Origin of the sequence: Nocardia puris (genome assembly GCF_003315035.1) — a bacterium.
Classification (GTDB): domain Bacteria; phylum Actinomycetota; class Actinomycetes; order Mycobacteriales; family Mycobacteriaceae; genus Nocardia; species Nocardia puris.
The window spans coordinates 735,896-759,879 of sequence record NZ_QNRE01000002.1; the positions used below are offsets into that span (position 1 = coordinate 735,896).

Consider the following 23,984-nt stretch of genomic DNA (forward strand, 5'->3'; position numbering starts at 1 on the left):
TCGCACGGTAACGACTCCTCCACCACGGTCGGTGCGCGAAAGAAATCAAATCACAACTGAATCCGCTACGCGGCGTCCACCGCCACGACACCCCGCCGGATGGCCCGCACCGCCTTGGCGGCGGTCCCCGCGAGCTCGGGGTCGTCGGCGGTGCCGTTGATCTGGTCGAGCAGGTCGATGACCTGCCTGCACCAGCGCACGAAATCGCCCGCCGACAGCGGCGTGCCCTGGTCACCACTGGCCAGCAACGATTCGGCCAACCCGTCGCCGCGCGCCCATTTGTACACGCCCGACACGAATCCGAGATCGGGTTCGCGCGTGGGCGGCAGCTTGTGGCGGGCCTCGTCGCCGCGCAACTCCTGCCACACCCCGACCGTCTCGCCGACCGCCCTCTTGATCGGCGCGGTCGGGCCGGTGACGCCCAGCAAACCGCCTTCCTGCCGGGATTCGTACACCAGGATCGACACCACCGCCGCCAGCTCGGCAGGCCCCAGACCGCGCCAGAGCCCCTGCCGCAGGCATTCGGCGACCAGCAGATCGCTCTCGGCGTAGATGCGGGCGAGCCTGCGCCCGTCGGCGGTGACCTCGCCCTCGCGCACGAACCCGCGCTCCTCGAGCAGCCCGACGATGCGGTCGAAGGTGCGCGCCAGCGAGTTCGTGGTGGCCGCGACCTTCTGGCGCATGGCCTCGGTCTCGCGCGCCAGCCGGTTGTAGCGCTCGCCGATCCTGGCCATCTGCTCGCGGTCGGGCCGGTGGTGCGCGGGGTGCGCGCGCAGGCTGCGCCGCAACGTGGAGAGCTCCCGGTCGTCGGCCGCCTCCGCCCGCTTCCCGCGCCGCGAGCGCCCCGGCGCGGTGATGCCGGTGCTGCGCAGGGCCGAGGCCAGATCGCGGCGGGTGCGCGCGGTGCGGTGATCCACCCGGCGCGGCAGGCGCATGTGGCCCAGCGGCTCGGCCGGGTTGGGGAAGTCGGCGACCGACACGCGGCCCGCCCACTTGTCCTCGGTGAGCACCAGCGGGCGCGGATCGTTCGGCGTGGCGTCGGGTTCCAGGATCACCGCGAGCCCGGTGCGCCGCCCGGACTGGATGGCCACCACATCGCCCCGGCGCAACGCCGTCAGCGCGGTCACGGCCGCGCCGCGCCGGTCGGACCGGTGCTGCTGGGCCAGCTGGCGCTCGCGCTGCTTGATCCGCTCGCGCAGCGAGATGTATTCCAGGAAGCCGCCTTCCGTGCCACCCAGCTGTTCGCGCAACGTCGCCAGCTGTGCTTCGTTGCGCTCGATGCCACGCACCAGGCCCACCACCGAACGGTCGGCCTGGAACTGCGCGAACGACCGCTCCAGCAGCGCGCGGGATTCGGCCGCGCCCATCCGGTCGATCAGGTTGATCGACATGTTGTAACCGGGGCGGAACGAGCTGCGCAGCGGGTACGTCCGGGTGGAGGCCAGGCCGGCGACAGCGCTGGTGTCGACCTCCGGCTGCCACAGCACCACCGCGTGACCCTCGACGTCGATGCCGCGCCGCCCGGCGCGCCCGGTGAGCTGCGTGTACTCGCCGGGCGTGAGTTCGGCGTGCGATTCGCCGTTGTACTTGACCAGCCGTTCCAGCACCACGGTGCGCGCGGGCATGTTGATGCCCAGCGCGAGCGTCTCGGTGGCGAACACCGCCCGTACCAGCCCGCGCACGAACAGTTCCTCCACCGTGTGGCGGAAGGCGGGCAGCATGCCCGCGTGGTGCGCGGCCAGGCCGCGGTGCAGCGCCTCGCGCCACTCCCAGTAGCCGAGCACCTCGAGATCGCCCTTGGGCAGGTCGCCGGTGTGCTTCTCGATGATGGCGTCGATCTCGTCGGCCTCGCCGTCGCGGCTCAGGTCCAGGCGCGAGCGCACGCACTGGGCCAGCGCGCCGTCGCACCCGGCACGGCTGAAGATGAACGTGATCGCGGGCAGCAGGCCCTCTTCGTCCAGCCGCGCCAGCACCTCCGGGCGCGGCAGCGGCCGGAAGTCGCGCCGCCCGCCGCCACGGCCGCGCGGGCCGTGGCCCCAGCCGTTCATCCGGTCGGCGGCCTCGCGCTGGCGGATGTAGCGCACCAGGTCCTCGTCGACGAGGACCTTCTGATCGCTGGACTTGGTGTCGAACAGGTCGAACATGCGCCTGCCCACCATCACGTGCTGCCACAGCGGCACCGGGCGCGTCTCGTCCACCACCACCGCGGTGTCGCCGCGCACGGTCGCCATCCACGCGCCGAACTCCTCGGCGTTGCTGACCGTGGCCGACAGGCTCACCAGCCGCACGTCGGCGGGCAGGTGCAGGATGACCTCCTCCCACACCGCGCCGCGGAAGCGGTCGGCCAGGTAGTGCACCTCGTCCATCACGACGTAGGACAGGCCGCGCAGCGCGTCCGACGACGCGTAGAGCATGTTGCGCAGCACCTCGGTGGTCATCACGATCACCGGCGCGGTCGGGTTGATCGACTGGTCGCCGGTGAGCAGGCCGACGTGCTCGCGGCCGTGGCGCTCGGTGAGGTCGGCGAACTTCTGGTTCGACAGCGCCTTGATCGGCGTGGTGTAGAAGCACTTGCCGCCCGAGGCCAGGGCCAAGTGCACGGCGAACTCGCCGACCACCGTCTTGCCCGCGCCGGTGGGCGCGCACACGAGCACGCCGTGGCCGCCTTCCAGCGCGCGGCAGGCCTGCCGCTGGAACGGGTCGAGAGAGAAGGTCAGCTCGGCGGCGAAGGTCGCCAGCTCGCCAGTCAGGGACCGGTCATCTGTCACCGTTCAGAGGGTATCGGAGTAGTCCGACACCGGGCGCGTGGATTTCCCGGCCGGGTCCACCATGCCCTCGGCGGGACGGATCGGCTCGGGCGCGCCGATCTCGGAGGCCTCGTCGTCGTCCAATGCGGCCAGCGCGTCGCGGCGGGCCTTGCGCTTGTCGTGGATCCTGGCGATCTGCACGGCCACCTCGAACAGGATCGTCAGCGCGAACGCCAGGGCCAGCATGGACAGCGGGTCCTGCGGGGTGACCACCGCGGCGAAGCAGAACAGGCCGAAGATGATGCCGCGCCGCCACGCCTTGAGCTTCTCGTAGCTGAGCACGCCGACCAGGTTCAGCCCGACGATCAGTAAGGGCACTTCGAAGCTGACGCCGAAGATGATCAGCAGCTGGATGATGAACGAGAAATACTCGCTACCGCTGAGCGCGGTGATCTGGACGTTGTCGCCGATGGTGAGCAGGAAGCTCAACGCGTGGGCGACCACCACGTAGGCGAGCACGGCACCGAGGGCGAACAGTACGGTGCCGGTGGTGACGAACCCGACGGCGTACTTGCGTTCCTTGGCGTACAGGCCCGGCGTGATGAACGCCCAGACCTGGTAGAGCCAGATCGGCGCGGCCAGGACGACACCCGCGGTGAAGCCCACCTTCACCCGGAGCATGAACTGCTCGAACGGAGCGGTGGCGAGCAGGCGGCAGGCGCCGTCCGGCGAGAGCGCGGCGCGCGACTCCGGCGGCAGCGCACAGTACGGACCGCGCAGGATCTCGCCGAGGCTCTCGATGCCGAGGAAGGAATGGGCGTACCAGAGGAAGCCGAGCACGGTGGTCAGCGCCACCGCCGCCAGCGACTTCAGCAACCGGCTGCGCAGTTCCTGCAGGTGCTCGACCAACGACATGGTGCCGTCGGGATTCGTCCTGCGCCTGCTGCGCCGGGGATCGAACGGGATTCGCATATGTGTGGTCGCCCTCGCCTGTCACAAACCGCCGAACAGCACTGACCGGGGTGAGCTCGGACTCACCCCGGCGGGAGCATACGGCTCAGGCCGATTTGGTCTCGGCCTGCGGCGCGGCGGCGGGCTGGGCCGCGGGCTGCGCCGGCGGCAGCTGCTGGGCCTGCGGCTGCTGCGGGGCGGCCGCGCCCTGGGCGGGGGCCGCGTCGTTCTGCATCTGGCTGACCTCGCTCTTGAAGATCCGCAGCGAACGGCCGATGCCGCGCGCGGCATCGGGCAGCCGCTTCGCGCCGAACAACACCACGAACAGCAGCGCGATGATCAGCAGGTGCGACCAGCTGAACGTGCCTGACATGTGAAACCTCCCAAGACTGTGGTAGCTCCGATGCTACCGGACCTCGACCCTGAGCACGCCGCTCGACGTGCTCGTTAGCCCGGTGTTCAACCGGTCACAGCGGCCGCCGCGGCGCGCAGATCGGCCAGCAGATCCCGGCCCGACCACGCGCGCCGGTCGCCCTGTTCGGCCGCGACGATCAGTTCGATGAGGCGCTGATTCACCGGCGTCGGCACGCCGACCATGGCGCCCAAACCTACGATTTCGCCACAGAGCCAAGAGATTTCGGTCTTGCGCCCGGCGGCGAGATCGTCGGCCATCGAGGAGCGCGCGAGCGGGTCGACGGCCAGCACCGCGCCCGCCACGCGCCGGAACACGCCGTCGCGCACGGTGAGCACGCGGGCCATCAGCTCGGGCGGCAGCGGCGTCAGCCGGGCGGGACGAATTCGCGCTTTGTTCATCGCGGTGAGCGCCTCGCGCTGGGCCAGCGCCAGGCAGCGGCGATAGTCTCGCTCGCCCAGTTCCTCACGCAGCGGGCGCCCCGACAGCGCGTTGATCGGATTGTTCAGATTCAGCAGCAGTTTCGCCCACTGCACCGGGCGCAGGTCCGCGTGCCTGCGCAGCGGCAGGCCCGCCCGGTCGAAGACGTCCACGAAATCGGCCAGCGCCGGATCGTCCTGCACGGCCAGCCCGCCCGCGGTGCCGCGATGGAAATGCCCGTCGGGATGGTGCACGACGTTGAACATCACCATGCCCGCCAGCACCACGCACGAGGGCAGGATCTCGCGGATCACGGTGTCGTTGCCGATGCCGTTCTGCAGGCTCAGCACCACCGTACCCGGCCGGATCTTGCCCGCCAGTTCGCGCACCGCGTCGGCGGTGGCGCCCGATTTCACCGCGACGAGCACCAGGTCGGCCGAACCGACCTCGTCGGGACGGGTGGCCAGGCGGAAGCCGTCGGGCGGTACCCGCACCTCGGCGCCGTCCAGATCGGTCAGGCGCAGTCCGGACGCGCCGATCTCGTCCACCAGCCATTGCCTGCCGACGAAGGTGACCTCCGCGCCCGCCGCCGCCAGCCTGCCACCGACGTAGACGCCGATGCTGCCCGCGCCGAGCACCATGACCCGCGCCGGCATGTTGTCGAGCCCCGACACCTCACTCCATTTCTTCGAGTCCGGCGTCCGTGTAGGCGGCCAGGGCCGCCTCGGAACGCTCCCGCACCGCCGCGACGAGATCGGGCGGGCCGAGTACGGTGACGCCCGCGCCGAAGCCGAGCAGCAGCCGTGCCATCCAGTCCAGGGTGGCGAACCGCATGGTCGCCTCCAGCGTGCCGTCCGGATGCACCGCCAGGCGGTGCATCGGGTACTGGTCGAACACCCAGCCGTAGTCGGGCCGGATGCGCAGGTGCGCCGACGGCAGCGCCGGATCGTCCTGGAACAGGTCCAGCGAGGCGGCCGCCTCGCTGGCGGCGTGGCTCGGCGGGTGGGCGGGTTCGTCCAGTTCGGTGGCGTCTTCGATCCGGTCGAACCGGAACAGCCGCACCCCTTCGGCCTCGCGGCACCAGGCCTGCAGATAGCTGTTGTCGTCCACCAGGACCGTCCGGATCGGGTCGACGACCCGCTCGGACACCACGTCCCGGCTGGCCGAGTAGTAGACCAGCCGCAGCGCGTGCCGGCGGGCCAGCGCCGCGCGCACGGTCGCCACCGCGGGCGCCTCCACCGGCGCGGCGAACGGTTCCGGGCCCGGCCGCTCGGGCCTGGCGCCGGTGATCGCGGATTCGATCTTGGCGATGGCGGCGTGCGCGGCGGTGGGATCGACCATGCCGGGCATGTCCACGAGGGAACGCAGCGCCACCAGCAATGCGGTCGCCTCGGTGGAGGTGAGCCGCAGCGGGCGGTCCATGCCCGCGGAGAAGGTGACCTCGATGGACTCCTCGGAGAACGAGAGGTCGATCAGATCACCCGGGCCGTAGCCGGGCAGGCCGCACATCCAGAGCTGGTTGAGATCGCTCATGAGCTGTTTGGTGGTGACGCCCAGATCGGCCGCCGCCTCCGCCGCGCTGATGCCGGGGTTGGCGATGAAGTACGGAATCATGTTGAGCAGCCGCGAAAGCCGCACGGAGAGGCGCCCGCTCATGCCTGCGCCTCGCTGACGCTCGGCTCCGGCACGCGCGGTGCGCGCTGGCACATGATTCGCTCACTGCGTTCGCTCATGCGCTCACCTCCGTCGTGTCGAACACCGACCGCAGCCGCGCCACCACGTCGTCGCGCAGGTCGGCGGGGCCGAACACCAGCGCGTCGGGGCCGAGGCCGGTGATGAGGCGGGCCAGCCAGTCGCGCGAACGCACCGGCACCTCCACCACCACGCCCGGGCGGCCGCCGACCGTGCGCTCCTCCAGCACCGGGCCCAGCCTGCGGATCTCGCGGCCGCGGCCGTCGGCGACCCACACGGTGGCCGAACCGCTCACCGGCGCCCTGCTGGTGACGCGGGTGACGACCTCGCGCAGGTCGACCCCTTCGGGTTTGTGCACGGCGTTCGGCGGGCCGTAGGGGGTGATGTCGTCGCCGATGCGCGAGAGGCGGAAGCTGCGCGTGGCGTCGCGGTCGCGGTCGTGGCCCACCAGGTACCAGCGGCCGTGGTGGGTGACGACACCCCACGGCTCCACATCGCGCATCAGGTAGGGCGCGTTGGCTCCCCCGCGATGTTCGAACCGGACGGCGCGGCCCTCGTCGATCGCGGCGAGCAGTTTCCCGAGCACCGGTTCCGAGCCGCGGGTGCGGGCAGGCACCGCGGGCACCGACGCGACGGCGGCGTCGGTCTCCACGTGGATGCCGGCCGCGCGCAGCTTCAGCAGCGCGCCCTCGGCGGCCGCGGCCAGCTCCGGTGACTCCCACATCTGCACGGCCACCGCGACGGCGGCGGCCTCCTCGTCGGACAGGTCGATATCGGGCAGCGCGTAGGCGTCGCGGTTGATGCGGTAGCCCTCGAGCGTCGAGAACCGGCCCACCGGGCCGACTTCCAGCGGAATGCCCAGGTCGCGCAGCTCGTTCTTGTCGCGCTCGAACATCCGGCTGAAGGCTTCGTCGCTGGCGGAGTCCTCGTAGCCGGCGACGCTGTCCCTGATCCGTTCCGCGCTGAGAAACTGCCGGGTCGACAGCAACGCGATGACCAGATTCATCAGCCGCTCGACCTTGGATATCGCCACCCGTTAGAGGGTAATCGCCGTCCCCGGCGTCCGGCGCGGCGGCGCGCACTTCGCGAACCCACACAATCCGCGCGGCGATGTCGACATCGCGGCCTCGGCGCCGACGTTCTGGACGAAGATGGACCGCGACGGTCCGTCCCCGACCCGAGGAGACATCGTGAAATACGTGATCCTGATCCACTCCAACCCGCAGCCGTGGGGGCATCCGACCGGCGACTACCTGGCCGAGTTCCAGGCGCTGCCGCAGGCCGAACGCGACCGGATCACCGGCGATTTCGAGCGGTTGCTCGCCGAGATGCAGGAGAAGGGCGAATTCGTCACCGGCGAGGCGCTCGGCGCGCCCGAGGCCGCGCGGCTGTACCGGTGGGAGGCCGGCGCGCCCTTCGCCACCGACGGGCCGTACTCCGAGGCCAAGGAACATCTGGCCGGGTTCTTCCTGATCGACGTGGAGAGCCGGGCCAGGGCCGAGGAGATCGCCGCCGTGTTCGCCGGGCCCGGGGAGACGGTGGAGCTGCGGCCCACCATGTGGCCGGGCGGCGACGACCAGTGAGCGCGCGGGCGGTCGCGGACGTGTGGCGTCGCGAGGCGCCGTACGTCCTGGCCGCCCTGCTGCGCAGGCACGGCGATCTGGGTGACTGCGAGGACGCCGCACAGGAGGCGGCCGAGGCGGCGGCGCGGCAGTGGGCGCGCGACGGTGTGCCGGACAATCCGCGAGGCTGGCTCATCCGGGTCGCGTCGCGGCGGTTGATCGATCGGGTGCGCGCGCAGGACGCACGAGCGCAGCGGGAATGGGCGCACGCGGCGGCCGATCCGGACGACGCGCGCCTCGCTCCCCCGGCCGATGCCGGGACGCCGGACGACCGCGACGACACGCTGCGCCTGTTCCTGCTCTGCTGCCATCCGAGCCTGACCCGTCCGTCCCAGGTGGCGTTGACCTTGCACGCGGTGGCCGGGTTGAGCGTCGGGCGCATCGCGGCCGCCTATCTGGTGCCGGAGCGCACGATGACGCAGCGGCTGACCAGGGCGCGCGCGGCGCTGCGGGCGGCGGGCGCCCGATTCGAGATGCCCGCTCCGGCGCAGTTGCCCGCGCGGATCGCGGCGGTTCTGGACGTCTGTCACCTGATGTTCACCGCGGGGCACGCGAGCGCCGGGGCGTCGGTGGTGGACGCGGACCTCGCCGGGGAGGCCCTTCGGCTCACCCGGGAGCTGCACCGCGTCGTGCCCGACCACGACGAGGTCGCCGGGGCGCTGGCCCTGATGTTGCTCACCCACGCCCGCGCCGCCGCGCGCATGAACGGCCCCGACCTGGTGCCCCTGGCCGAGCAGGACCGCAGCCGCTGGGACCACGCGGCGATCGCCGAGGGTGTCGCGATCCTCGAACGCGTCCTGCCCCGCGGCGAAGTCGGCCGCTACCAGGTGCAGGCGGCGATCGCCGCCGTCCACGCGGAGGCGCCCACCTGGGAAACCACCGACTGGCCACAGATCTGCGTCCTGTACGCCATGCTCGACCGCCTCGCCCCGGGCCCGGCCGTCACCCTCAACCGCGCCGTCGCCCTCGGCATGACCCTGAGTCCGGAACACGGCCTGGCCCTGATCGACCCCTTGCTCACCAATCCCGCCATGCGCCGCCACCACCGCACCCACGCCGTCCGCGCCCACCTGCTGGACATGGCAGGCGACCGCGCGGCCGCCGCCGAAAGCTACCGCCGCGCCGCCCAACTCACCACCAGCCTCCCCGAACAGCGCTACCTCAACACCCGCCTACGCCGGCTCTCCGAGGGGTGAGGGGGCCGACTTCGCCCCGGCGGCATCACACGATCAGATCCACGCGGCAGGGCAAGCCGGGTGCGCGCGACAGCTTCTCATCGGCGGTCAACAGGGGAACATCCAACCGCGTCGCCAGCGCCACGTACAGCGCGTCGTAGAAACTGACGGTGTGCCGAAGTGCCCACGCGTCTTGCACCAACCAACCATCGTGGGCGTAGCGCAGATCCACCAAGGTCCGCAGTAGTCGCAAGCTCATCACCGCGGAGTTCGCCCCGATCATGCCTTTGCGCTCATGCCGGCGCAGGACGTTGCCGACTTCCGCGTCGATCAGATGCGGCGCATGGCAGGTCGAACCGTTGATGCGCTCGGCGACGGCCAGCCCCACAGAATCTTTGCGCAGCAAAGACTCGCATATGGCCGAGGCATCGACCACACACTCGTCACTCATCGCGAGCCTCACGCAGGGCGTCGAGAATGCTCTCGCGGTCGCCCCCTGGGGCAGGGTCCTGCGCCAGCGCTTCGCGAATCGCCGCCAACGCTTCACGCTTCGTACGTCGTCGCGCCAGCGCGATCAACTCACGCCGCATATACGCCTGTAGCGACATACCGGCTGCCTCGGCTCGCTGCCGAAGCACTTCGGCATCTTCCTCGGGGATGTCGCGGATCTGCATTGTCGCCATAGCGTCATTATAGCGCTATTTCAGCGCTATAATGCCTACATCGACGCGATCAGGCGGTCCACGCGTTCGTCGACGGAGCGGAAGGGGTCCTTGCACAGGACTGTGCGCTGGGCCTGGTCGTTGAGCTTGAGGTGGACCCAGTCGACGGTGAAGTCGCGGCCTGCCTCCTGGGCGGCGGTGATGAAATCGCCGCGCAGTTTGGCGCGGGTGGTCTGGGGTGGGGTGTCGACGGCGGCGTCGACGGCCTCGTCCTCGGTGATCCGCTTGGCCAGGCCCTTGCGCTGGAGCAGGTCGAACACGCCGCGCCCGCGCTTGATGTCGTGGTAGGCCAGGTCGAGCTGGGCGATCTTGGGGTCGGACAGCTCCATGTTGTAGCGGTCCTGGTAGCGCTGGAACAGCTTGCGCTTGATGACCCAGTCGATCTCGGTGTCCACCTTGGCGAAGTCCTGCGCCTCCACCGCGTCCAGGGTGCGGCCCCACAGGTCCACCACCTGGTCGACCTGCGGGTCGCGGTCCCGGTTGCGCAGGTGCTCGACGGCGCGGGCGTAGTACTCGCGCTGGATGTCCAGCGCGCTGGCCTGCCGTCCCCCGGCCAGGCGCACCGGGCGGCGGCCGGTGAGATCGTGGCTGACCTCGCGGATGGCGCGGATCGGGTTGTCCAGCGCGAAATCGCGGAACGAGACGCCCGCCTCGATCATCTCCAGCACCAGCGCGGCCGTGCCGACCTTGAGCATGGTGGTGGTCTCGGACATGTTCGAATCGCCCACGATGACGTGCAGCCTGCGGTACTTCTCCGCGTCGGCGTGTGGCTCGTCGCGCGTGTTGATGATGGGCCGCGACCGCGTGGTGGCCGAGGACACGCCCTCCCAGATGTGCTCGGCGCGCTGCGACAGGCAGAACGTGGCCGCCTTCGGCGTCTGCAGCACCTTGCCCGCGCCGCAGATCAGCTGGCGGGTGACCAGGAACGGCAGCAGCACATCGGAGATCCGGGAGAACTCGCCGGCGCGCACCACGAGGAAGTTCTCGTGGCAGCCGTAGGAGTTGCCCGCGGAGTCGGTGTTGTTCTTGAACAGGTAGATGTCGCCGCCGATGCCCTCCTCGGCGAGGCGCTGCTCGGCGTCGATCAGCAGCTCCTCGAGCACGCGCTCACCGGCGCGGTCATGGGTGACCAGCTGATGCAGGCTGTCGCATTCGGCCGTCGCGTACTCCGGATGCGACCCGACATCGAGATAGAGCCGGGCCCCGTTGCGGAGGAACACATTGGAACTACGGCCCCAGGACACCACCCGGCGGAACAGGTACCGGGCCACCTCGTCGGGGGACAGCCGACGGTGACCGTGGAAGGTGCATGTCACACCGAACTCGGTCTCGATCCCCATGATTCGTCGCTGCACACCTTCGACATTACAGCCATGTGATGCGCTCGCGCGGCGCTGCGCGCAACACGGACGCATCCGGTTTCACAACGATTCGGCTCCGCCCCGCGACGGCGAACGCCCGGTCACCAGCGGATTCCGGACACGGCGCGGCACCCCCGCAGACCCCCTGGAAAAGGGCGGAACCCGCGCCACGGACCACCCCGACGGGGCGGTCCGGGACGCGGGTTCGCCGCTACTTCGAGTCCGCCTCGGGCAGCTCGACATCCTCGGTCGGCTTGGCCTTCGCCTCCACCACACCGTCGAGCAACTGCGCCAGCGCCGCCTCACCGACCCGCCGGAACGCCCGGCGCGGCCGCGACTGCTCCAGCGTGGCCACCTCGAGCGAGTTCACGCCCAGGCCGCGCTTGTCCTTGTCGGTGCCCTCGGGGATGCCCGCCTGCAGCGCCTTCACCGCGACCCCGATCGCCTCGCCCAGCTCCAGGCCGGGCTTGTAGGACGCCTTGAGCGCGGTGACGATGGGCTCGGTCGTGCCGCCCATCACCACGTACTCGCGCTCGTCGACGATCGAGCCGTCGAAGGTGATCCGGTACAGCACCGACTGCGGGCTCTGCGTCGGATAGCCGACCTCGGCCACGCAGATCTCCACCTCGAACGGCTTGAGCTGATCGGTGAAGATCGACCCGAGCGTCTGCGCGTAGGCGTTGGCCAGCGCCCGGCCGGTGACGTCGCGCCGGTCGTACTGGTAGCCCCGCAGATCGGCCTGCAGGATGCCACCGCGGCGCAGGCTCTCGAACTCGTTGTACTTGCCCACGGCCGCGAACCCGATGCGGTCGTAGAGCTCACTCACCTTGTGCAGGGTCGCCGACGGATTCTCCGCGACGAACAGCACACCCTTGTCGTACACCAGCACGATGACGCTGCGGCCGCGGCCGATCCCTTTGCGCGCGAGCTCGGTCTTGTCGCGCATGATCTGCTCGGCGGAAGCGTAGTACGGCAGCGTCATGCCGGAGCACCCCCTTCCTCGGCCGCCTCCCTGGCGGCGGTGATGTCGCGCGCGATCTCCCCGAGCCGCGACTCGGGCACCTCCACCGCGCCGTCGGCGTCGACCAGCACCGCGGTCGGGAAGATGCGGCGCAGCAGATCCGGCCCGCCGGTGGCGGTGTCGTCGTCGGAGGCGTCGAACAGGGACTCCACCGCGATCCGCAGCGCGCGGTCCTCGTCGATTCCCTTGGCGTACAACTTCTTCAGCGAGGTCTTGGCGAAGACCGAGCCGGAGCCGACGGCCGCGTAGCCGAACCGCTCCTCGCTGCGCCCGCCCACCACGTCGTAGGACACGATGCGCCCCGCGCGGTCGGGATCGGTGGCCCGCTCGTCGTAGCCGACCAGCACCGGCACCACCGCCAAGCCCTGCAGCGCGGCGGGCAGATTGTCGCGCACCATCTTCGACAGCTTGTTGGCCTTACCGTCGAAGGTGAGCGCGACGCCCTCGATCTTCTCGTAGTGCTCGAGCTCCACCGCGAACAGGCGCACCAGCTCGACGGCCAGGCCCGCGGTGCCCGCGATTCCGGCCGCCGAGTACGTGTCGGTGATGTACACCTTCTCCATGTCCCGGCTGGCCAGCAGGTTGCCCTGGGTGGCGCGCCGGTCGCCCGCGATGAGCACGCCGCCCCGGTAGGTCACCGCCACGATGGTGGTGCCGTGCGGCGCGATGTCCTTCACGCCGGTGCCACCGGGACTCCCGGTGGCACCGTCGAGCGCGGCGAACTTGTTGGCGGGCAACAGTTCCGGTGCGTGGTGGCGCAGGTGCTCGGTGAACGAGGAGAGGGCGTGCCCCGGCTGGAGCCGCATCGGATCACCTGCTGTCACTGGCCGCCCTTCTGCACGTACGCGCGGACGAAGTCCTCGGCGTTCTCCTCGAGCACGTCATCGATCTCGTCGAGCAGGTCGTCGGTCTCCTCCGCGAGCTTCTCGCGACGCTCCTGTCCGGCGGCGTCGGCGCCGGGACCCTCGTCCTCGTCGCCGCCGCCGGTTCGCTTGGTCTGCTCTTGTGCCATGGCAGCCGACCTCCTGTCGTCCTCATCATGACCGGGGCCCGATGGTGAGCACGGCCTCGGTCATGAGCAATGTGCGTGCTCGTACACCAACACTACCCAGGCGGGCCGACACGGCGTCGGATCTGTGCGCAATTCGCCGTGTGGCCGTTGCCGTTTACGTCGTGAGCTGTTCCACCAGTTCGGCCGCCGTGTCCACGCCGTCGAGCAGTTTGCCGACGTGCGATTTGGTGCCGCGGCGCGGCTCCAGGGTGGGGATGCGCACCAGCGAGTCGCCGCCCAGGTCGAAGATCACCGAATCCCAGCTGGCGGCCGCGATATCGGCGCCGAAACGGCGCAGGCACTCGCCGCGGAAGTAGGCGCGGGTGTCGGTCGGCGGCTGGGTCATCGCGTCGAGCACCTGCTGCTCGGTGACCAGCCGCTTCATCGAGCCGCGCGCCACCAGGCGGTTGTAGATGCCCTTGTCCAGGCGCACATCCGAGTACTGCAGATCGAGCATGTGCAGCTTGGGCGCCGACCAGCCCAGGCCCTCGCGCTGGCGGTAGCCCTCCAGCAGGCGCAACTTGGCCGGCCAGTCCAGCAGGTCGGCGCACTCCATCGGATCGCGCTCGAGCAGGTCGAGCACCATGGCCCAGTTGTCCAGGATGTCGGTCACGCGCGGGTCGTCGTTGCCCTCGCGGTGCATGAACTTCGCGACCCGCTCGTGGTAGAGGCGCTGCAGCGCCAGGCCGGTGAGCTCGCGCCCGTCGGCCAGCGCGACGGTGGCGCGCAGGGTGGGGTCGTGGCTGATCTGGTGGACGGCGGTGACCGGCCGGGCCAGCTGCAGATCGGTGAGGTCCTCGCCCGCCTCGATCAGGTCGAGCACCAGCGCCGTGCTGCCGACCTTGAGGTAGGTCGACATCTCGGCCAGGTTGGCGTCGCCGATGATGACGTGCAGCCTGCGGTACTTGTCGGCGTCGGCGTGCGGTTCGTCGCGGGTGTTGATGATGCCGCGCTTGAGGGTGGTCTCGAGGCCCACCTCGACCTCGATGTAGTCGGCCCGCTGGGACAGCTGGAACCCGGCGTGGTCGCCGGACTGGCCGATGCCGACGCGGCCCGACCCGCACACCACCTGGCGCGACACGAAGAACGGCGTGAGCCCGAGGATGATCTGGTTGAACGGGGTGTCCCGGTTCATCAGGTAGTTCTCGTGGGTGCCGTAGGAGGCGCCCTTGCCGTCGACGTTGTTCTTGTACAGCTGCAGGCGCGGCGCGCCGGGCACGCTGGAGGCGTGGCGCGCGGCCGCCTCCATCACCCGCTCGCCCGCCTTGTCCCAGATGACCGCGTCCAGCGGGTCGGTGACCTCGGGGGCGGAGTACTCCGGATGCGCGTGGTCGACGTAGAGGCGCGCGCCGTTGGTGAGGATCATGTTGGCCGCGCCGACCTCGTCGGCGTCGATCACGGGGGCGGGTCCGTTCATCCGGCTCAGGTCGAATCCGCGCGCGTCGCGCAACGGCGACTCCACCTCGTAGTCCCAGCGGGTGCGCTTGGCGCGCGGCACGCCCTCCGCGGCCGCGTAGGCCAGCACCGCCTGGGTGGAGGTGAGGATCGGATTTGCCGACGGCTCGGTGGGGGTCGAGATGCCGTATTCGACCTCGATGCCGATGATGCGCTGCATGGGGTCGAGCCTAGCGACCATCACCGATCTCATACCGAGGGTGGTACTTCCGGAGGATTCGCCCGCGCGGCCGCGGACTCGATAGTCGAACCATGACCGAATCCCTCGCGGGCACCCAGGCCCCCACCGTACGCTCCGCCGCGCCCGCGCCGTCGCGCCTGGTGGCGCTGGACGTGCTGCGCGGCATCGCGATTCTCGGCACGCTGGGCACCAACATCTGGATCCTGACCGACCCGGAGGGCATGGTCGGCTACGTCCGCCGGCTCGGCGCCCCCGCCGAGGACGGCTGGATGTGGGCCGAGCGCGCGCTGCAACAGGTGGCGCAGGGCAAGTTCCTCGGGTTGCTCACCATCATGTTCGGCATCGGCCTGGCCATCCAGCAGGCCTCGGCGAAGCGGCGCGGGCGGCCGTGGCCGGGCAAGTATCCGTGGCGCGCCGCGCTGCTGTTCCTGGACGGCCTGCTGAACTTCCTGCTGATCGCCGAGTTCGACGTGCTGATGGGGTACGCGGTGACCGGCCTGGTGGTGGCGTTCCTGCTCGCGACGAGCGAACGGGCGCAACGGCGTTGGCTGATCGTGGCGGCGAGCGTGCATGTCGCGCTGCTGACGTTGATCGCCGTCGGCCTGGCGTTCGGCCCAGGGGACGACACCCCGCGGACGGAGTCGAAACCGTTGGACCCCAACCTTTATGCGGACGGGTCGTTCTGGGATCTGGTGGTGTTCCGCGTCGACAACGTGTTCGCGTTCCGGCTCGAGGCGGTCTTCGTGTTCGCGATGTCGGTGGCGCTGTTCCTGACCGGCGCGCGACTGTTCCGGGCCGGGGTGTTCCGCTCCGAGGGCACGCGAATCCGTAAGCGGCTCATGGTGATCGGCGCGCTCGCGGTGCCGCTGGATCTCGGCATCGGCATCGGCGTCGGTGGCGACCTGATCGTGTTCACCCGCTACGGCATCGCCCCCTTCGTGGCGCTGGGCATCCTGGCCGCGGTGGCCGAGTTCTACCTGCGCAGGCCGCGACTCGGCTACGCCGGCCGCAGGCTCACCGAGGTGGGCCGGACCGCGCTGTCCTGCTACATCCTCCAGAACCTGATCGCGGCGGCGATCTGCTACGGCTGGGGCCTGGGACTGGCGGCGCGCTTCTCCCCCGACCACCGGGTGCCGTTCACAATCGCGGTGTACGTGGTGGTCGCGATCGTCCTGATGGGCGCCGCTCACCTGTGGTTGCGCCGCTTCGAGCGGGGCCCGGTGGAGTGGGCCTGGCACGAGGCCTACCGCCTGCTCGCCCGCGAACGCTGATCCCCCGCGCCCACGCCGCCGCTCCGATCGCGGCGGCGTCCGCGCGTCTTGGTCGAGTGCACAATCCGGGCGCGCGCAGTCTTGGGGTTTGCCGGTGGTGGCGGTGCGGGTTCATGCGATGTGCTGAGAGGGACAGTGAGGTCAGGTGGCCTCACTCACTCTCGAACAGAAGGTTTTCCGGTCTTGGCTGCCTCATCGACCACCGCGGGCCGCGCCCGCCCCCGCACGCTCTGCGCGGCGTTCCAGTCCAACGTCGCCCGCTACGGCGACGCCGTCGCCCTGCGCACCCTGGGTGGCGCGCAGACCCTCACCTGGCGCGAGTACGGCGAGCGGGTGCGCGCCATCGCCACGGGCCTGCGCGCGCTCGGGCTGCGTTCCGGCGACACCGTCGCGCTCATGCTGACCAACCGGCCCGAATTCCACCTGTGCGATACCGCCGTTCTGCACGCGGGCGCGACGCCGTTCTCGGTGTACAACACCAATCCCGTGGAATTGCTCGCCTACCAATTCGGCAATGCCGGAAACAAAATGGTGATCTGCGAGAAACAATTCGCCTCGCGAATTCTCGAAGCGGCCGCGCTGGCGGCCGAACAAGGACACCGCGTGGAACACGTGATCGTGGTCGACGAACCGGTTCCCGGCACCACGACACTGGCCGCCGTCGAATCCGCCCCCGCTCCCGAGGGGTTCGATTTCGAGGCGACGTGGCGGGCGGTGGACCCCGAGGATCTGCTCACCATCGTCTACACCTCCGGCACCACCGGACCGCCCAAAGGCGTCGAGCTGACCCACACCAACTTCCTCGAGAACGCCCGCGTCATCGAGAAGTTCGGCGGGGGCGGCGCCGAGGACCGGGTGATCTCCTACCTGCCCGACGCGCACGCCGCCAACCGCTGGTTCGCGCACTACCTCACCATGCTCGAGGGCGGTGAGATCACCACCGTCGCCGACCTGAAACAGGTCGCCGCCGCCATGACCGAGGTGCGCCCGACGGTCTTCCTCGGCGTGCCCCGGGTGTGGGTGAAGGTCCGCGGCGCGCTGGAGGAGCGCTTCGCCGCCGAGCCCGCGCCACGCCGCGCCCTGATCCGCTGGGCGGTCGAGACCGGCCGCCACCGGGCGCGTGCTGTCTCGGACGGTATTCCCGAAGGTCCGGCCGACCGCCTGCGTCACGCCGTCGCGGAGCGCCTCGTCCTGCGCAGACTCCGGGAGCGACTCGGCTTGGACCGCGTGCGCGTGGCCGTGACCGGGTCGGTCGCGATCCCGCCGGACGTCCACGAATTCTTCCTGGGACTCGGTCTGCCGTTGTGCGAGGGGTACGGCATGACCGAGTGCACGGCGGGCGCGACGCTCAACGGTCCGGAGCGCGTCAAGATCGGCACCGTCGGCACCCCGCTCCCCGGCGCCGAGGTGCGGTTGGCCGACGACGGCGAGGTGCTGATCCGCGGCCGCATGGTGATGCGCGGCTACCGAGGCGACCCGGAGAAGACCGCGGAGACGGTCGACGCCGAGGGCTGGCTGCACACCGGCGACATCGGGTCCTTCGACGCCGACGGCTACCTGCGCATCGTGGACCGCAAGAAGGAGCTGATCATCAACGCGGCCGGAAAGAACATGTCCCCGGCCAATATCGAGAACACCGTCACCGATCACTGCGCGCTGGCCGGCGCCGTCGCGGTGATCGGCGAGCAGCGCCCGTACAACACCGCGCTGATCTGCCTCGATCCCGATCTGTCCGCCGCCTTCGCCACGCGCGCCGGGCTGTCCGCGACCGGCGTGGGCGATCTCGCGCGCGACCCGCAGGTGCTGGCCGAGATCGAGCGCGGCGTCGCGGCGGCCAACGCGAAACTCTCGCGCGTGGAGCAGATCAAGAAGTTCCGCGTCCTGGGCGAGACCTGGGAGCCCGGCGGCGCATGCCTGACCGCGACGGGCAAGCTGCGGCGCACCCCGATCGCCGCCCGCTACGCCGAAACCATCGAGGCCATGTATTCGGCGTAGTACTGTCCGAGACGGACGGACGGAGGGAGCAACGATGCCGGCACCGACCCCGATCGACGACCTGCACCGGCGGGCCGGGGCGCTCATCGACGGGTTCTACGCCGCGCTGCCGCCGTACGCGCGCCTGCCGCAGTCGCTGGTCGAGCCCGACTTCGCGCGCGGCACGAAGCTCAACGTGGACCTGTTCTTCGAGTATCTGCGCACCGGCGTGGATCCCTCCGAGGAGGACACCAGGGAACTCGTCGAGCTCGCGCTCGACCGCGTGCGCGACGGCACGCCGGTAGCGGAGGTGCTCGAGCGGTACCGGCTCGGGTCGGCGCTGCTGTGGGACCGGCTGCGCCACACCGTCGCTCCCGAGGACAGCGAGGTGCTGTTCACGGCGGCGCCCGCGCTGCTGAAGTACATCACGCTGGTGGTCACCCGGATCGCCACCGGCGTCGCGCAGCGCGCCCATGATCCGCGCTGGGAGCTGCTGGAGCGCCGCCGCGCCATCGCCGACGCGCTGCTGGCCGGACAGGACCCGGTGGAGTGGGCGAACGGTCCGGTGATCCCGATCGCCGACGCGTTCCTGGTGGCGGTCTTCCGGCTCGGCGCGGCGGGCAGCGGTCCGGCCGCCGCGCTGCGGCATCGCGCGGAAGCGATTCCGGGGGTGTTCCTGCGCCTGGACGCCGGCGGGTGGACGGCGCTGATCCCGTTGCGTCCCGGCGACGACGGGTCGCACACGCTCGCCGCACTCACCGCCCGGCTGCCCGCCCCCGCGCCCACCGACGCGACGCCGTACTGGGTGGGTGTCGCCGCGGCCTGCACCCGCGCCGAGATTCCTGGCGCCTACACCGAGGCGCGCGTCCTGGGCGAGCTGGGGCGGTGCCTGCGGCGGAGCGAGATCGTCTGCCGCCGAAGCGATCTGCAGTTCGAGTACACGGTGGCGATGAGCGATACGGCACGTCCCGGCCTGGCCGCCGTGCTGGCCCCGCTGGACAGCCAGCCGATGCTGGCCGAGACCCTCGACACCTTCGTGGACAGCGGCTTCAACCAGGTGGCCACGGCACGGCAGCTCACGGTGCACCGCAACACCGTGACCTACCGCCTGTCGCGGGTGCACGAGCTGACCGGCCTGGACCCGCACCGGCCCGCCGACGCGATGACGCTGTCGGCGGCGCGGCTGGCGCGCAAGCTCGAATCGGCCGCGTTCACGCCCTGAGTCCGGCCGCGCGCGTTAAAGACCGGAAAACATAGGATGAAATCGCCTCGACGGCCTCCCACCTGCGCACACGCCGCACCCGAGCCCATGAAGCGCTTCTATTTCACAAACCCCCTGGCAGCGGGCACGCGACACAGGGTGCCCAGGATTCCCGGGGCCGACACCACACCCGACGGTGACTCAACTCACTTACACACCGATCGGAATCTTCTCCTATTGTTTTGTGCAGCCCGGTAGACGACGACGTCCCGGGAAAAGCTCGACAAAACACTTCGGAACGTCCCGAAGAGCGATTCTGGTCACGTTTTCTGATCGGGAACCGTACGAAACAGACAGTTCTCGATGGGCAGCTGAAGGTGTGCGTCATGGAATTCATCGAGTTGGCCGACTATCCGCTGCCGGGCGGACACGTCGTCGAGTGGCTCCCCACGGCCGCCTCCCATTGGGCGGATTGGCCCCGCGACACCAGGGCGGTGTCCCACAATCACGAACAGCATCTGCGAGATGCGCTGGAACACAACCGTATACGCGAGCGCAGGCATTACTGGCTCGGTCACGCGTTCCGTCTCGACGGCGCGCTCGACGCCGCCGCCTGGCGGATCGCCCTCGATCAGTGGATCGACCGGCACGAGGCGCTGCGCACCCACGTCACCGTGGAGGGCGGGCGCCCGGCGCGCTACACCGCCGAGCCCGGCGTCATCCGTGTGCGCCCCGTCGACGCGGGCACGCACGCCTCCACCATGGCCACCTTCCGGCTGGTCCAGGACCTCCTGGACGAGGGCACCTCGCCGCTGCGCTGGCCGTCGTACGTGTGCGTCACCATCGACGGACGTCGCGGGTGCACCGTGGTGCTGGCCGCCGACCACTCGATCATGGACGGGTACTCCACCACCGGCATCGGTGGCGAACTGCGCGCGCTGTACGAGTCCGCCCGCGCCGGCACCGCGCCCGCGTTGCCCGCGCCGGGCAGCTACGTGGACTTCTCCGAGCGGGAGCGCGCCGTCGCCGCGACGGTCACGGCCGACGATCCGGGCGTCGCGCTCTGGCGCGAATTCCTTTCCAGCACAGCGAATTCCGACGAAGCCGACCGGACGCCCGTCCTGAGTGTCGTCGATCCGGCACCCGCCGCGCCGGACTACGCGCGCAACGGCTTGCGCGCCGAACCCGCTTCCGCCAACGGCCTGGCCGTGCTCCCCGGAGACGATCCGTTCGGCCGCGTCGCCGCCCGTCCGGTCGCCGTCGGCGCGCCCGCCCCGGAGGCCACCCAGCGCACCCTGGCCCTCGAACTGCTCGACTCCCGCGCCGCCGACGCGGCCGCCGCCCTGGCCCGCGAGCACGGGCAGAGCCTGTTCGCGGTGCTGCTGGCCGCGTTCGCCGCCACCACGGCCGAATTCGGCGCGGGACGCGACTTCCGCACCGTCGTGCCGCTGCACACGCGCAGCGAGCCGTGCTGGGCCGAAACGCTCGGCTGGTTCGTGGGGCTGGCGCCGTTCGCGCTCGACACCGGCGGCGCGCGCACCCTCGCCGAACTCGTCGGCCCGGCGGGCGCGGAACTGCGGCGCGTGCGTGGCGCCGCGCGGGTGCCGTTCCGCCATGTCTGCGACGTGCTCGAGGTGCGTCCGCGTATCGCGTTCATGGTGTCCTACATGGATATTCGCGCCGTACCCGGCGCGCACGCCTGGGCCGATTCCGAAACCAGGTGGTTGCGCAGCCGCAACCGCTCCGGCGAGGAGTTCTTCTTCTGGTTCCTGCGCACGCCCAGCGGCGTCTCGCTGAACATGCGCTACCCCGGCACCACCCGCGCCACCCGCGACATCCACCGCCACGTGCTGCGGATGCGCGAGCTGCTCACCGAATTCGCCGTGCGCGGCGACGTCCCCGTCCGACCCGTCGAAGGAGCGCCGCTGTCATGGAGATGACCCTCACCGAGGACTGGCTGCCGAAACCCGGTGCGCTGCTGGAGTTCACGCCGACCGCCGAGTCCCGCGCCGCCGCGCTGGACGCGCCCGCCTCCCCCGTGCCGCCCACCTTCCTCCAGGAATCCCACATCTCCCGGTGGGCCGAGCGCAGGCACACCGACAACCCGTTGGCCTCGGAGCTGTCGCTGTGCTTCACCGTGGCCACCCCGCTGGACGCCGACGCGCTGCGCCGCGCGTTCGTCACGTTCCTGCGCAGGCACGAAACCCTGCGCTGCCGTTTCGATCTCGACACCGGCGGCGGGGATCCGCGCCGACATATCGTCGCCGCCGAGGACGTCGACTTGGTGGCGGAGCACCGTGGTGAGTTCGACTCCGGGGAGGAGCTGCGCGATCTGCTCGTCGCGCGGTTCCGGGCCGCCGCCGACCCGACGCGCTGGCCCGCGTTCGTGTGCGGCGCGATCGACCATGGACCAGACGGCTTCACGCTGCTCTACAGCACCGACCACGCGTTCAGCGACGGAATCTCCTTGGTCACCGCGATTTTCGAGCTGTACAACTGCTACTCGGCGCACGCGGTGGGCACCGACCCGGTGCTGCCCCCGGTCGGCAGTTATGTCGATTTCGCCGCCGCCGAACGCGCGGCGGTGGCGGCGGGGTCGCCCGAGCTGGACCGGATGGCGGCCCTGCTCGCCGGATACGCCGACCGGGTCGCGCCGCTGCCGTGGGATCTCGGTTTGGCGCCCGGCGAGCTGGCCGAGAGCCGGGGCACCAAGGTGGATCTGCTCGACGCCGCCGAATGCGAGGCGTTCGCGGCGGCCTGCAAGGCGGCGGGCGGCGGTTTCTCGGCGGGCCTGTACGCCGCACTCGCGCTCACCGAGCGCGAAACCGCCGGGCGCACCGGCTATCTCGCGATGAACGTGGTGGGCACCCGCTCCGCGCCGGAGTACCAGATGGCGCAGGGCTGGTTCGTGAACCTGCTGCCCGTCGGATTCGACACGGCCGACGCCGATTTCGCGGAACTCGTCCGGCGCGCGGCCGCCGCGCTCGAGGATGTGAAGGCGCTGGGCTCGGTGCCCGTGCACGCCGCGCTGCGGCTGGCGGCGGTCCGCAGCGGGGCCCCGCAGCCCGTCACCACGGACTGGCCGTGGGTCTCCTACATGGACGTGCGCGCCATCTCCGGCGCCGCGCTGGAACAGGCGCTGCCCGCGGTGAGCGGCATCAACGGCCTCGGTTCGCGCAGCCGGATCGGGCAGACCTCGCCGATCTGGTTCAGCCGCGAACTCGACCGCCTGCACGTCACGGCGATGTACCCGGACACACCCGCCGCGAACGCCTCGGCCGCCGAGTATTTCGCTCGGCTGGGCGCGGTGCTGCGCGCGGTCGCGCACGACAGCGAGGGGCCGTGATGCGACTGCTCTTCCTCGACCATCTCGCCGCCGATCCCGGTGTGCTGCTGGAATGGACCGCGCTGGCCGACCCGGTGCCCGACCCGACCCCGCCGACCTCCAACCAGACGATTCACCTGTCCTCCGGCGGGCCGACCACCTGGCTGGCGGCCCACTTCGATGTGGCCGGGCCGATCGACACCACGGCGCTGGAAACCACGTTCGCCCACTGGATTCCGCGCCACGACGCGCTGCACTGCGCCTTCGGCACCGCGCCCGATGGCGGGGTGGCGGTGCGGGTCGCCCCCGACACCGGCATCACGCTCGCCGCCCGCGCGCCCGTCACCGTCGACTCCGCCGGCCGGCTGCGGGCGCTGCTGGGCGAGCGGCTGGACGACGCGTGCGCGCCCACCAGTTTCCCGCCGTACTTCCTCGGCGCCGTCAGCCGGGCCGAAACCTCCACTGTTGTAGTGGGATTCGACCACGCCATCTGCGATGCGTGGTCGATCATGATCGCGGTCACCGAACTCGACGTGCTCTATCGCGCGGCCGTCGAACAGGGACCCGCCGCCGCGGCGGCCGCGGCGCGCACGCTGCCGGAGGCGGGCAGCTTCCTGGCCTACGCCACCCGCGAAGCCGCCACCCCCTCGGCCGCCACCGGGCCCCTGCTCGACGCGTGGCGCGAGTTCCTGCGCGCGGGTGACAACGACCTGCCGCACTTCCCACTCGACCTCGGCACCGGCGGCGAACCCGCGCCCTTCGGCAGCGACGTGCGAAAGGTACTGGGCCCCAACGACACCGACGCCCTGCATCTGCGAGCCCGCGCTGAGGGGTTCTCGCTGTTCGCCGCGCTGCTGGCGGCCGTGGCGCTCACCGCCGCCGAACTCGGCGGCGCTCCCGCGATCGACCTGGTCTTCCCGGTGCACACGCGCCGAGAACCCCGCCACCACAACACCTTCGGCTGGCTGGTCGCCAACGCACCGGCCCGCGTGCCGGTCGCGGGCGATTTCCTCGCGACAGCCCACGCCGCCCACGCCGCCGTGCAGGCGGGCCAGCGGCTGGCGACCGTGCCCGCCGTGCGGGTGTTCGAGGCGATGGGCACCGAACTGCGCCGGACCCGGCGCGACCTGTTCAGCGTCTCCTACACCGACTACCGGCATCTGCCGGGCGGCAGCCGGTCCGACACCACCCGCGCGCGACCGCGCGATCCGGCCCAATTCAGCCGTGCCGCACCGCTGGACGACGTGCAGCTGTGGTTCACCAGGGCCGACGACGGGCTGGCGCTGCGCACCCGCTTTCCCGACACCCCGGCCGCGCGCAAAGTGGTCGGCGAATTCCTCGATCGGCTCGCCGAAACGCTCACCGGGGCGGTGCGGTCCGGATAATCTCGGCCATGGGTCCGA

At 70.8% G+C, this 23,984-nt stretch carries 21 protein-coding genes; 8 read left to right on the forward strand and 13 right to left on the reverse strand.

Annotated elements, in window-relative coordinates:
• Nucleotides 1-65 precede the first annotated feature (65 nt).
• From DFR74_RS09080 to DFR74_RS09105, 6 genes are all read right to left on the reverse strand, one after another.
• The gene (locus tag DFR74_RS09080; RefSeq protein WP_067512783.1) at nucleotides 66-2,768 is read right to left on the reverse strand and encodes a DEAD/DEAH box helicase; all 2,703 of its coding nucleotides are present in this window, start codon (nucleotides 2,766-2,768) and stop codon (nucleotides 66-68) included.
• A gap of 3 nt (nucleotides 2,769-2,771) precedes the next feature.
• Nucleotides 2,772-3,719: a twin-arginine translocase subunit TatC gene (gene tatC, locus DFR74_RS09085; RefSeq protein ID WP_067512781.1), complete on the reverse strand. Its 948-nt coding sequence runs from the start codon at nucleotides 3,717-3,719 to the stop codon at nucleotides 2,772-2,774.
• Between the two features lie 85 nt (nucleotides 3,720-3,804).
• Nucleotides 3,805-4,071 carry a Sec-independent protein translocase subunit TatA gene (gene tatA / locus DFR74_RS09090; RefSeq protein ID WP_113975020.1) on the reverse strand — a complete coding sequence of 89 codons (267 nt, stop codon included), beginning with the start codon at nucleotides 4,069-4,071 and terminating at the stop codon, nucleotides 3,805-3,807.
• Nucleotides 4,072-4,157: 86 nt separating this feature from the next.
• Nucleotides 4,158-5,186: a 2-dehydropantoate 2-reductase gene (locus tag DFR74_RS09095; RefSeq protein ID WP_067512260.1), complete on the reverse strand. Its 1,029-nt coding sequence runs from the start codon at nucleotides 5,184-5,186 to the stop codon at nucleotides 4,158-4,160.
• A gap of 19 nt (nucleotides 5,187-5,205) precedes the next feature.
• Nucleotides 5,206-6,186, reverse strand: a complete 981-nt coding sequence (locus DFR74_RS09100; RefSeq protein ID WP_067512166.1) for a helix-turn-helix transcriptional regulator — start codon at nucleotides 6,184-6,186, stop codon at nucleotides 5,206-5,208.
• A 73-nt stretch (nucleotides 6,187-6,259) separates the two neighbouring features.
• The gene (locus DFR74_RS09105) at nucleotides 6,260-7,255 is read right to left on the reverse strand and encodes a helix-turn-helix transcriptional regulator (protein ID WP_084537989.1); all 996 of its coding nucleotides are present in this window, start codon (nucleotides 7,253-7,255) and stop codon (nucleotides 6,260-6,262) included.
• Nucleotides 7,256-7,412: 157 nt separating this feature from the next.
• Here DFR74_RS09105 and DFR74_RS09110 point away from each other — a divergent pair, with 157 nt between their 5' ends.
• A complete protein-coding gene (locus tag DFR74_RS09110) occupies nucleotides 7,413-7,805 on the forward strand; it encodes a YciI family protein (protein WP_067512264.1) in 393 nt (130 codons plus the stop codon).
• A complete protein-coding gene (locus DFR74_RS09115) occupies nucleotides 7,802-9,040 on the forward strand; it encodes an RNA polymerase sigma factor (protein ID WP_067512168.1) in 1,239 nt (412 codons plus the stop codon). Before DFR74_RS09110 ends, DFR74_RS09115 begins: the two co-directional genes overlap by 4 nt.
• A gap of 25 nt (nucleotides 9,041-9,065) precedes the next feature.
• Here the strand turns inward: DFR74_RS09115 and DFR74_RS09120 are convergent, their stop codons facing one another.
• From DFR74_RS09120 to dop, 7 genes are all read right to left on the reverse strand, one after another.
• A complete protein-coding gene (locus DFR74_RS09120; protein ID WP_067512170.1) occupies nucleotides 9,066-9,470 on the reverse strand; it encodes a type II toxin-antitoxin system VapC family toxin in 405 nt (134 codons plus the stop codon).
• A complete protein-coding gene (locus DFR74_RS09125) occupies nucleotides 9,463-9,702 on the reverse strand; it encodes a FitA-like ribbon-helix-helix domain-containing protein (RefSeq protein ID WP_067512172.1) in 240 nt (79 codons plus the stop codon). Before DFR74_RS09125 ends, DFR74_RS09120 begins: the two co-directional genes overlap by 8 nt.
• Before the next feature lie 35 nt (nucleotides 9,703-9,737).
• The gene (gene pafA, locus DFR74_RS09130) at nucleotides 9,738-11,096 is read right to left on the reverse strand and encodes a Pup--protein ligase (RefSeq protein WP_195124345.1); all 1,359 of its coding nucleotides are present in this window, start codon (nucleotides 11,094-11,096) and stop codon (nucleotides 9,738-9,740) included.
• A gap of 217 nt (nucleotides 11,097-11,313) precedes the next feature.
• On the reverse strand, nucleotides 11,314-12,084 hold the full coding sequence (gene prcA, locus DFR74_RS09135; RefSeq protein WP_067512176.1) for a proteasome subunit alpha: 771 nt from the start codon (nucleotides 12,082-12,084) through the stop codon (nucleotides 11,314-11,316).
• The gene (prcB, locus tag DFR74_RS09140; protein WP_067512178.1) at nucleotides 12,081-12,929 is read right to left on the reverse strand and encodes a proteasome subunit beta; all 849 of its coding nucleotides are present in this window, start codon (nucleotides 12,927-12,929) and stop codon (nucleotides 12,081-12,083) included. Before prcB ends, prcA begins: the two co-directional genes overlap by 4 nt.
• Nucleotides 12,930-12,943: 14 nt before the next feature.
• Nucleotides 12,944-13,135: a ubiquitin-like protein Pup gene (locus DFR74_RS09145; protein ID WP_067512180.1), complete on the reverse strand. Its 192-nt coding sequence runs from the start codon at nucleotides 13,133-13,135 to the stop codon at nucleotides 12,944-12,946.
• A gap of 154 nt (nucleotides 13,136-13,289) precedes the next feature.
• Nucleotides 13,290-14,789, reverse strand: a complete 1,500-nt coding sequence (gene dop / locus DFR74_RS09150) for a depupylase/deamidase Dop (RefSeq protein ID WP_067512182.1) — start codon at nucleotides 14,787-14,789, stop codon at nucleotides 13,290-13,292.
• A gap of 92 nt (nucleotides 14,790-14,881) precedes the next feature.
• Between dop and DFR74_RS09155 the strand changes: the two genes are divergently transcribed.
• The 6 genes from DFR74_RS09155 (at nucleotide 14,882) to DFR74_RS09180 (ending at nucleotide 23,966) form a co-directional block, all read left to right on the forward strand.
• A complete protein-coding gene (locus DFR74_RS09155) occupies nucleotides 14,882-16,081 on the forward strand; it encodes a DUF418 domain-containing protein (protein WP_067512184.1) in 1,200 nt (399 codons plus the stop codon).
• 183 nt (nucleotides 16,082-16,264) lie between these two features.
• Nucleotides 16,265-18,076, forward strand: a complete 1,812-nt coding sequence (locus tag DFR74_RS09160) for an AMP-dependent synthetase/ligase (RefSeq protein WP_067512186.1) — start codon at nucleotides 16,265-16,267, stop codon at nucleotides 18,074-18,076.
• 34 nt (nucleotides 18,077-18,110) lie between these two features.
• Complete coding sequence (locus tag DFR74_RS09165) at nucleotides 18,111-19,277, forward strand: PucR family transcriptional regulator (RefSeq protein WP_067512188.1); 1,167 nt, start codon at nucleotides 18,111-18,113, stop codon at nucleotides 19,275-19,277.
• 365 nt (nucleotides 19,278-19,642) lie between these two features.
• Nucleotides 19,643-21,196 (forward strand): condensation domain-containing protein, encoded by a 1,554-nt coding sequence (locus DFR74_RS09170; protein ID WP_067512190.1) that lies wholly within the window; start codon nucleotides 19,643-19,645, stop codon nucleotides 21,194-21,196.
• Nucleotides 21,187-22,602, forward strand: coding sequence for a condensation domain-containing protein (locus tag DFR74_RS09175; RefSeq protein WP_067512192.1), 1,416 nt, complete (start codon nucleotides 21,187-21,189; stop codon nucleotides 22,600-22,602). The genes DFR74_RS09170 and DFR74_RS09175 overlap by 10 nt, the downstream gene beginning before the upstream one ends.
• Nucleotides 22,602-23,966: a condensation domain-containing protein gene (locus tag DFR74_RS09180; protein WP_067512194.1), complete on the forward strand. Its 1,365-nt coding sequence runs from the start codon at nucleotides 22,602-22,604 to the stop codon at nucleotides 23,964-23,966. Before DFR74_RS09175 ends, DFR74_RS09180 begins: the two co-directional genes overlap by 1 nt.
• Nucleotides 23,967-23,984 lie beyond the last annotated feature (18 nt).

What these genes read in the sequence shown, in the direction of transcription:
- dop (WP_067512182.1), bottom strand. Translation starts at nt 14,789, where the DNA reads ATGCAGCGCATCATCGGCATCGAGGTCGAATACGGCATCTCGACCCCC.
- DFR74_RS09145 (WP_067512180.1), bottom strand. Translation starts at nt 13,135, where the DNA reads ATGGCACAAGAGCAGACCAAGCGAACCGGCGGCGGCGACGAGGACGAG.
- DFR74_RS09155 (WP_067512184.1), top strand. Translation starts at nt 14,882, where the DNA reads ATGACCGAATCCCTCGCGGGCACCCAGGCCCCCACCGTACGCTCCGCC.
- DFR74_RS09120 (WP_067512170.1), bottom strand. Translation starts at nt 9,470, where the DNA reads ATGAGTGACGAGTGTGTGGTCGATGCCTCGGCCATATGCGAGTCTTTG.
- DFR74_RS09100 (WP_067512166.1), bottom strand. Translation starts at nt 6,186, where the DNA reads ATGAGCGGGCGCCTCTCCGTGCGGCTTTCGCGGCTGCTCAACATGATT.
- DFR74_RS09095 (WP_067512260.1), bottom strand. Translation starts at nt 5,186, where the DNA reads ATGCCGGCGCGGGTCATGGTGCTCGGCGCGGGCAGCATCGGCGTCTAC.
- prcB (WP_067512178.1), bottom strand. Translation starts at nt 12,929, where the DNA reads ATGCGGCTCCAGCCGGGGCACGCCCTCTCCTCGTTCACCGAGCACCTG.
- prcA (WP_067512176.1), bottom strand. Translation starts at nt 12,084, where the DNA reads ATGACGCTGCCGTACTACGCTTCCGCCGAGCAGATCATGCGCGACAAG.
- DFR74_RS09125 (WP_067512172.1), bottom strand. Translation starts at nt 9,702, where the DNA reads ATGGCGACAATGCAGATCCGCGACATCCCCGAGGAAGATGCCGAAGTG.
- DFR74_RS09180 (WP_067512194.1), top strand. Translation starts at nt 22,602, where the DNA reads ATGCGACTGCTCTTCCTCGACCATCTCGCCGCCGATCCCGGTGTGCTG.
- tatA (WP_113975020.1), bottom strand. Translation starts at nt 4,071, where the DNA reads ATGTCAGGCACGTTCAGCTGGTCGCACCTGCTGATCATCGCGCTGCTG.
- DFR74_RS09175 (WP_067512192.1), top strand. Translation starts at nt 21,187, where the DNA reads ATGGAGATGACCCTCACCGAGGACTGGCTGCCGAAACCCGGTGCGCTG.
- DFR74_RS09165 (WP_067512188.1), top strand. Translation starts at nt 18,111, where the DNA reads ATGCCGGCACCGACCCCGATCGACGACCTGCACCGGCGGGCCGGGGCG.
- DFR74_RS09170 (WP_067512190.1), top strand. Translation starts at nt 19,643, where the DNA reads ATGGAATTCATCGAGTTGGCCGACTATCCGCTGCCGGGCGGACACGTC.
- tatC (WP_067512781.1), bottom strand. Translation starts at nt 3,719, where the DNA reads ATGCGAATCCCGTTCGATCCCCGGCGCAGCAGGCGCAGGACGAATCCC.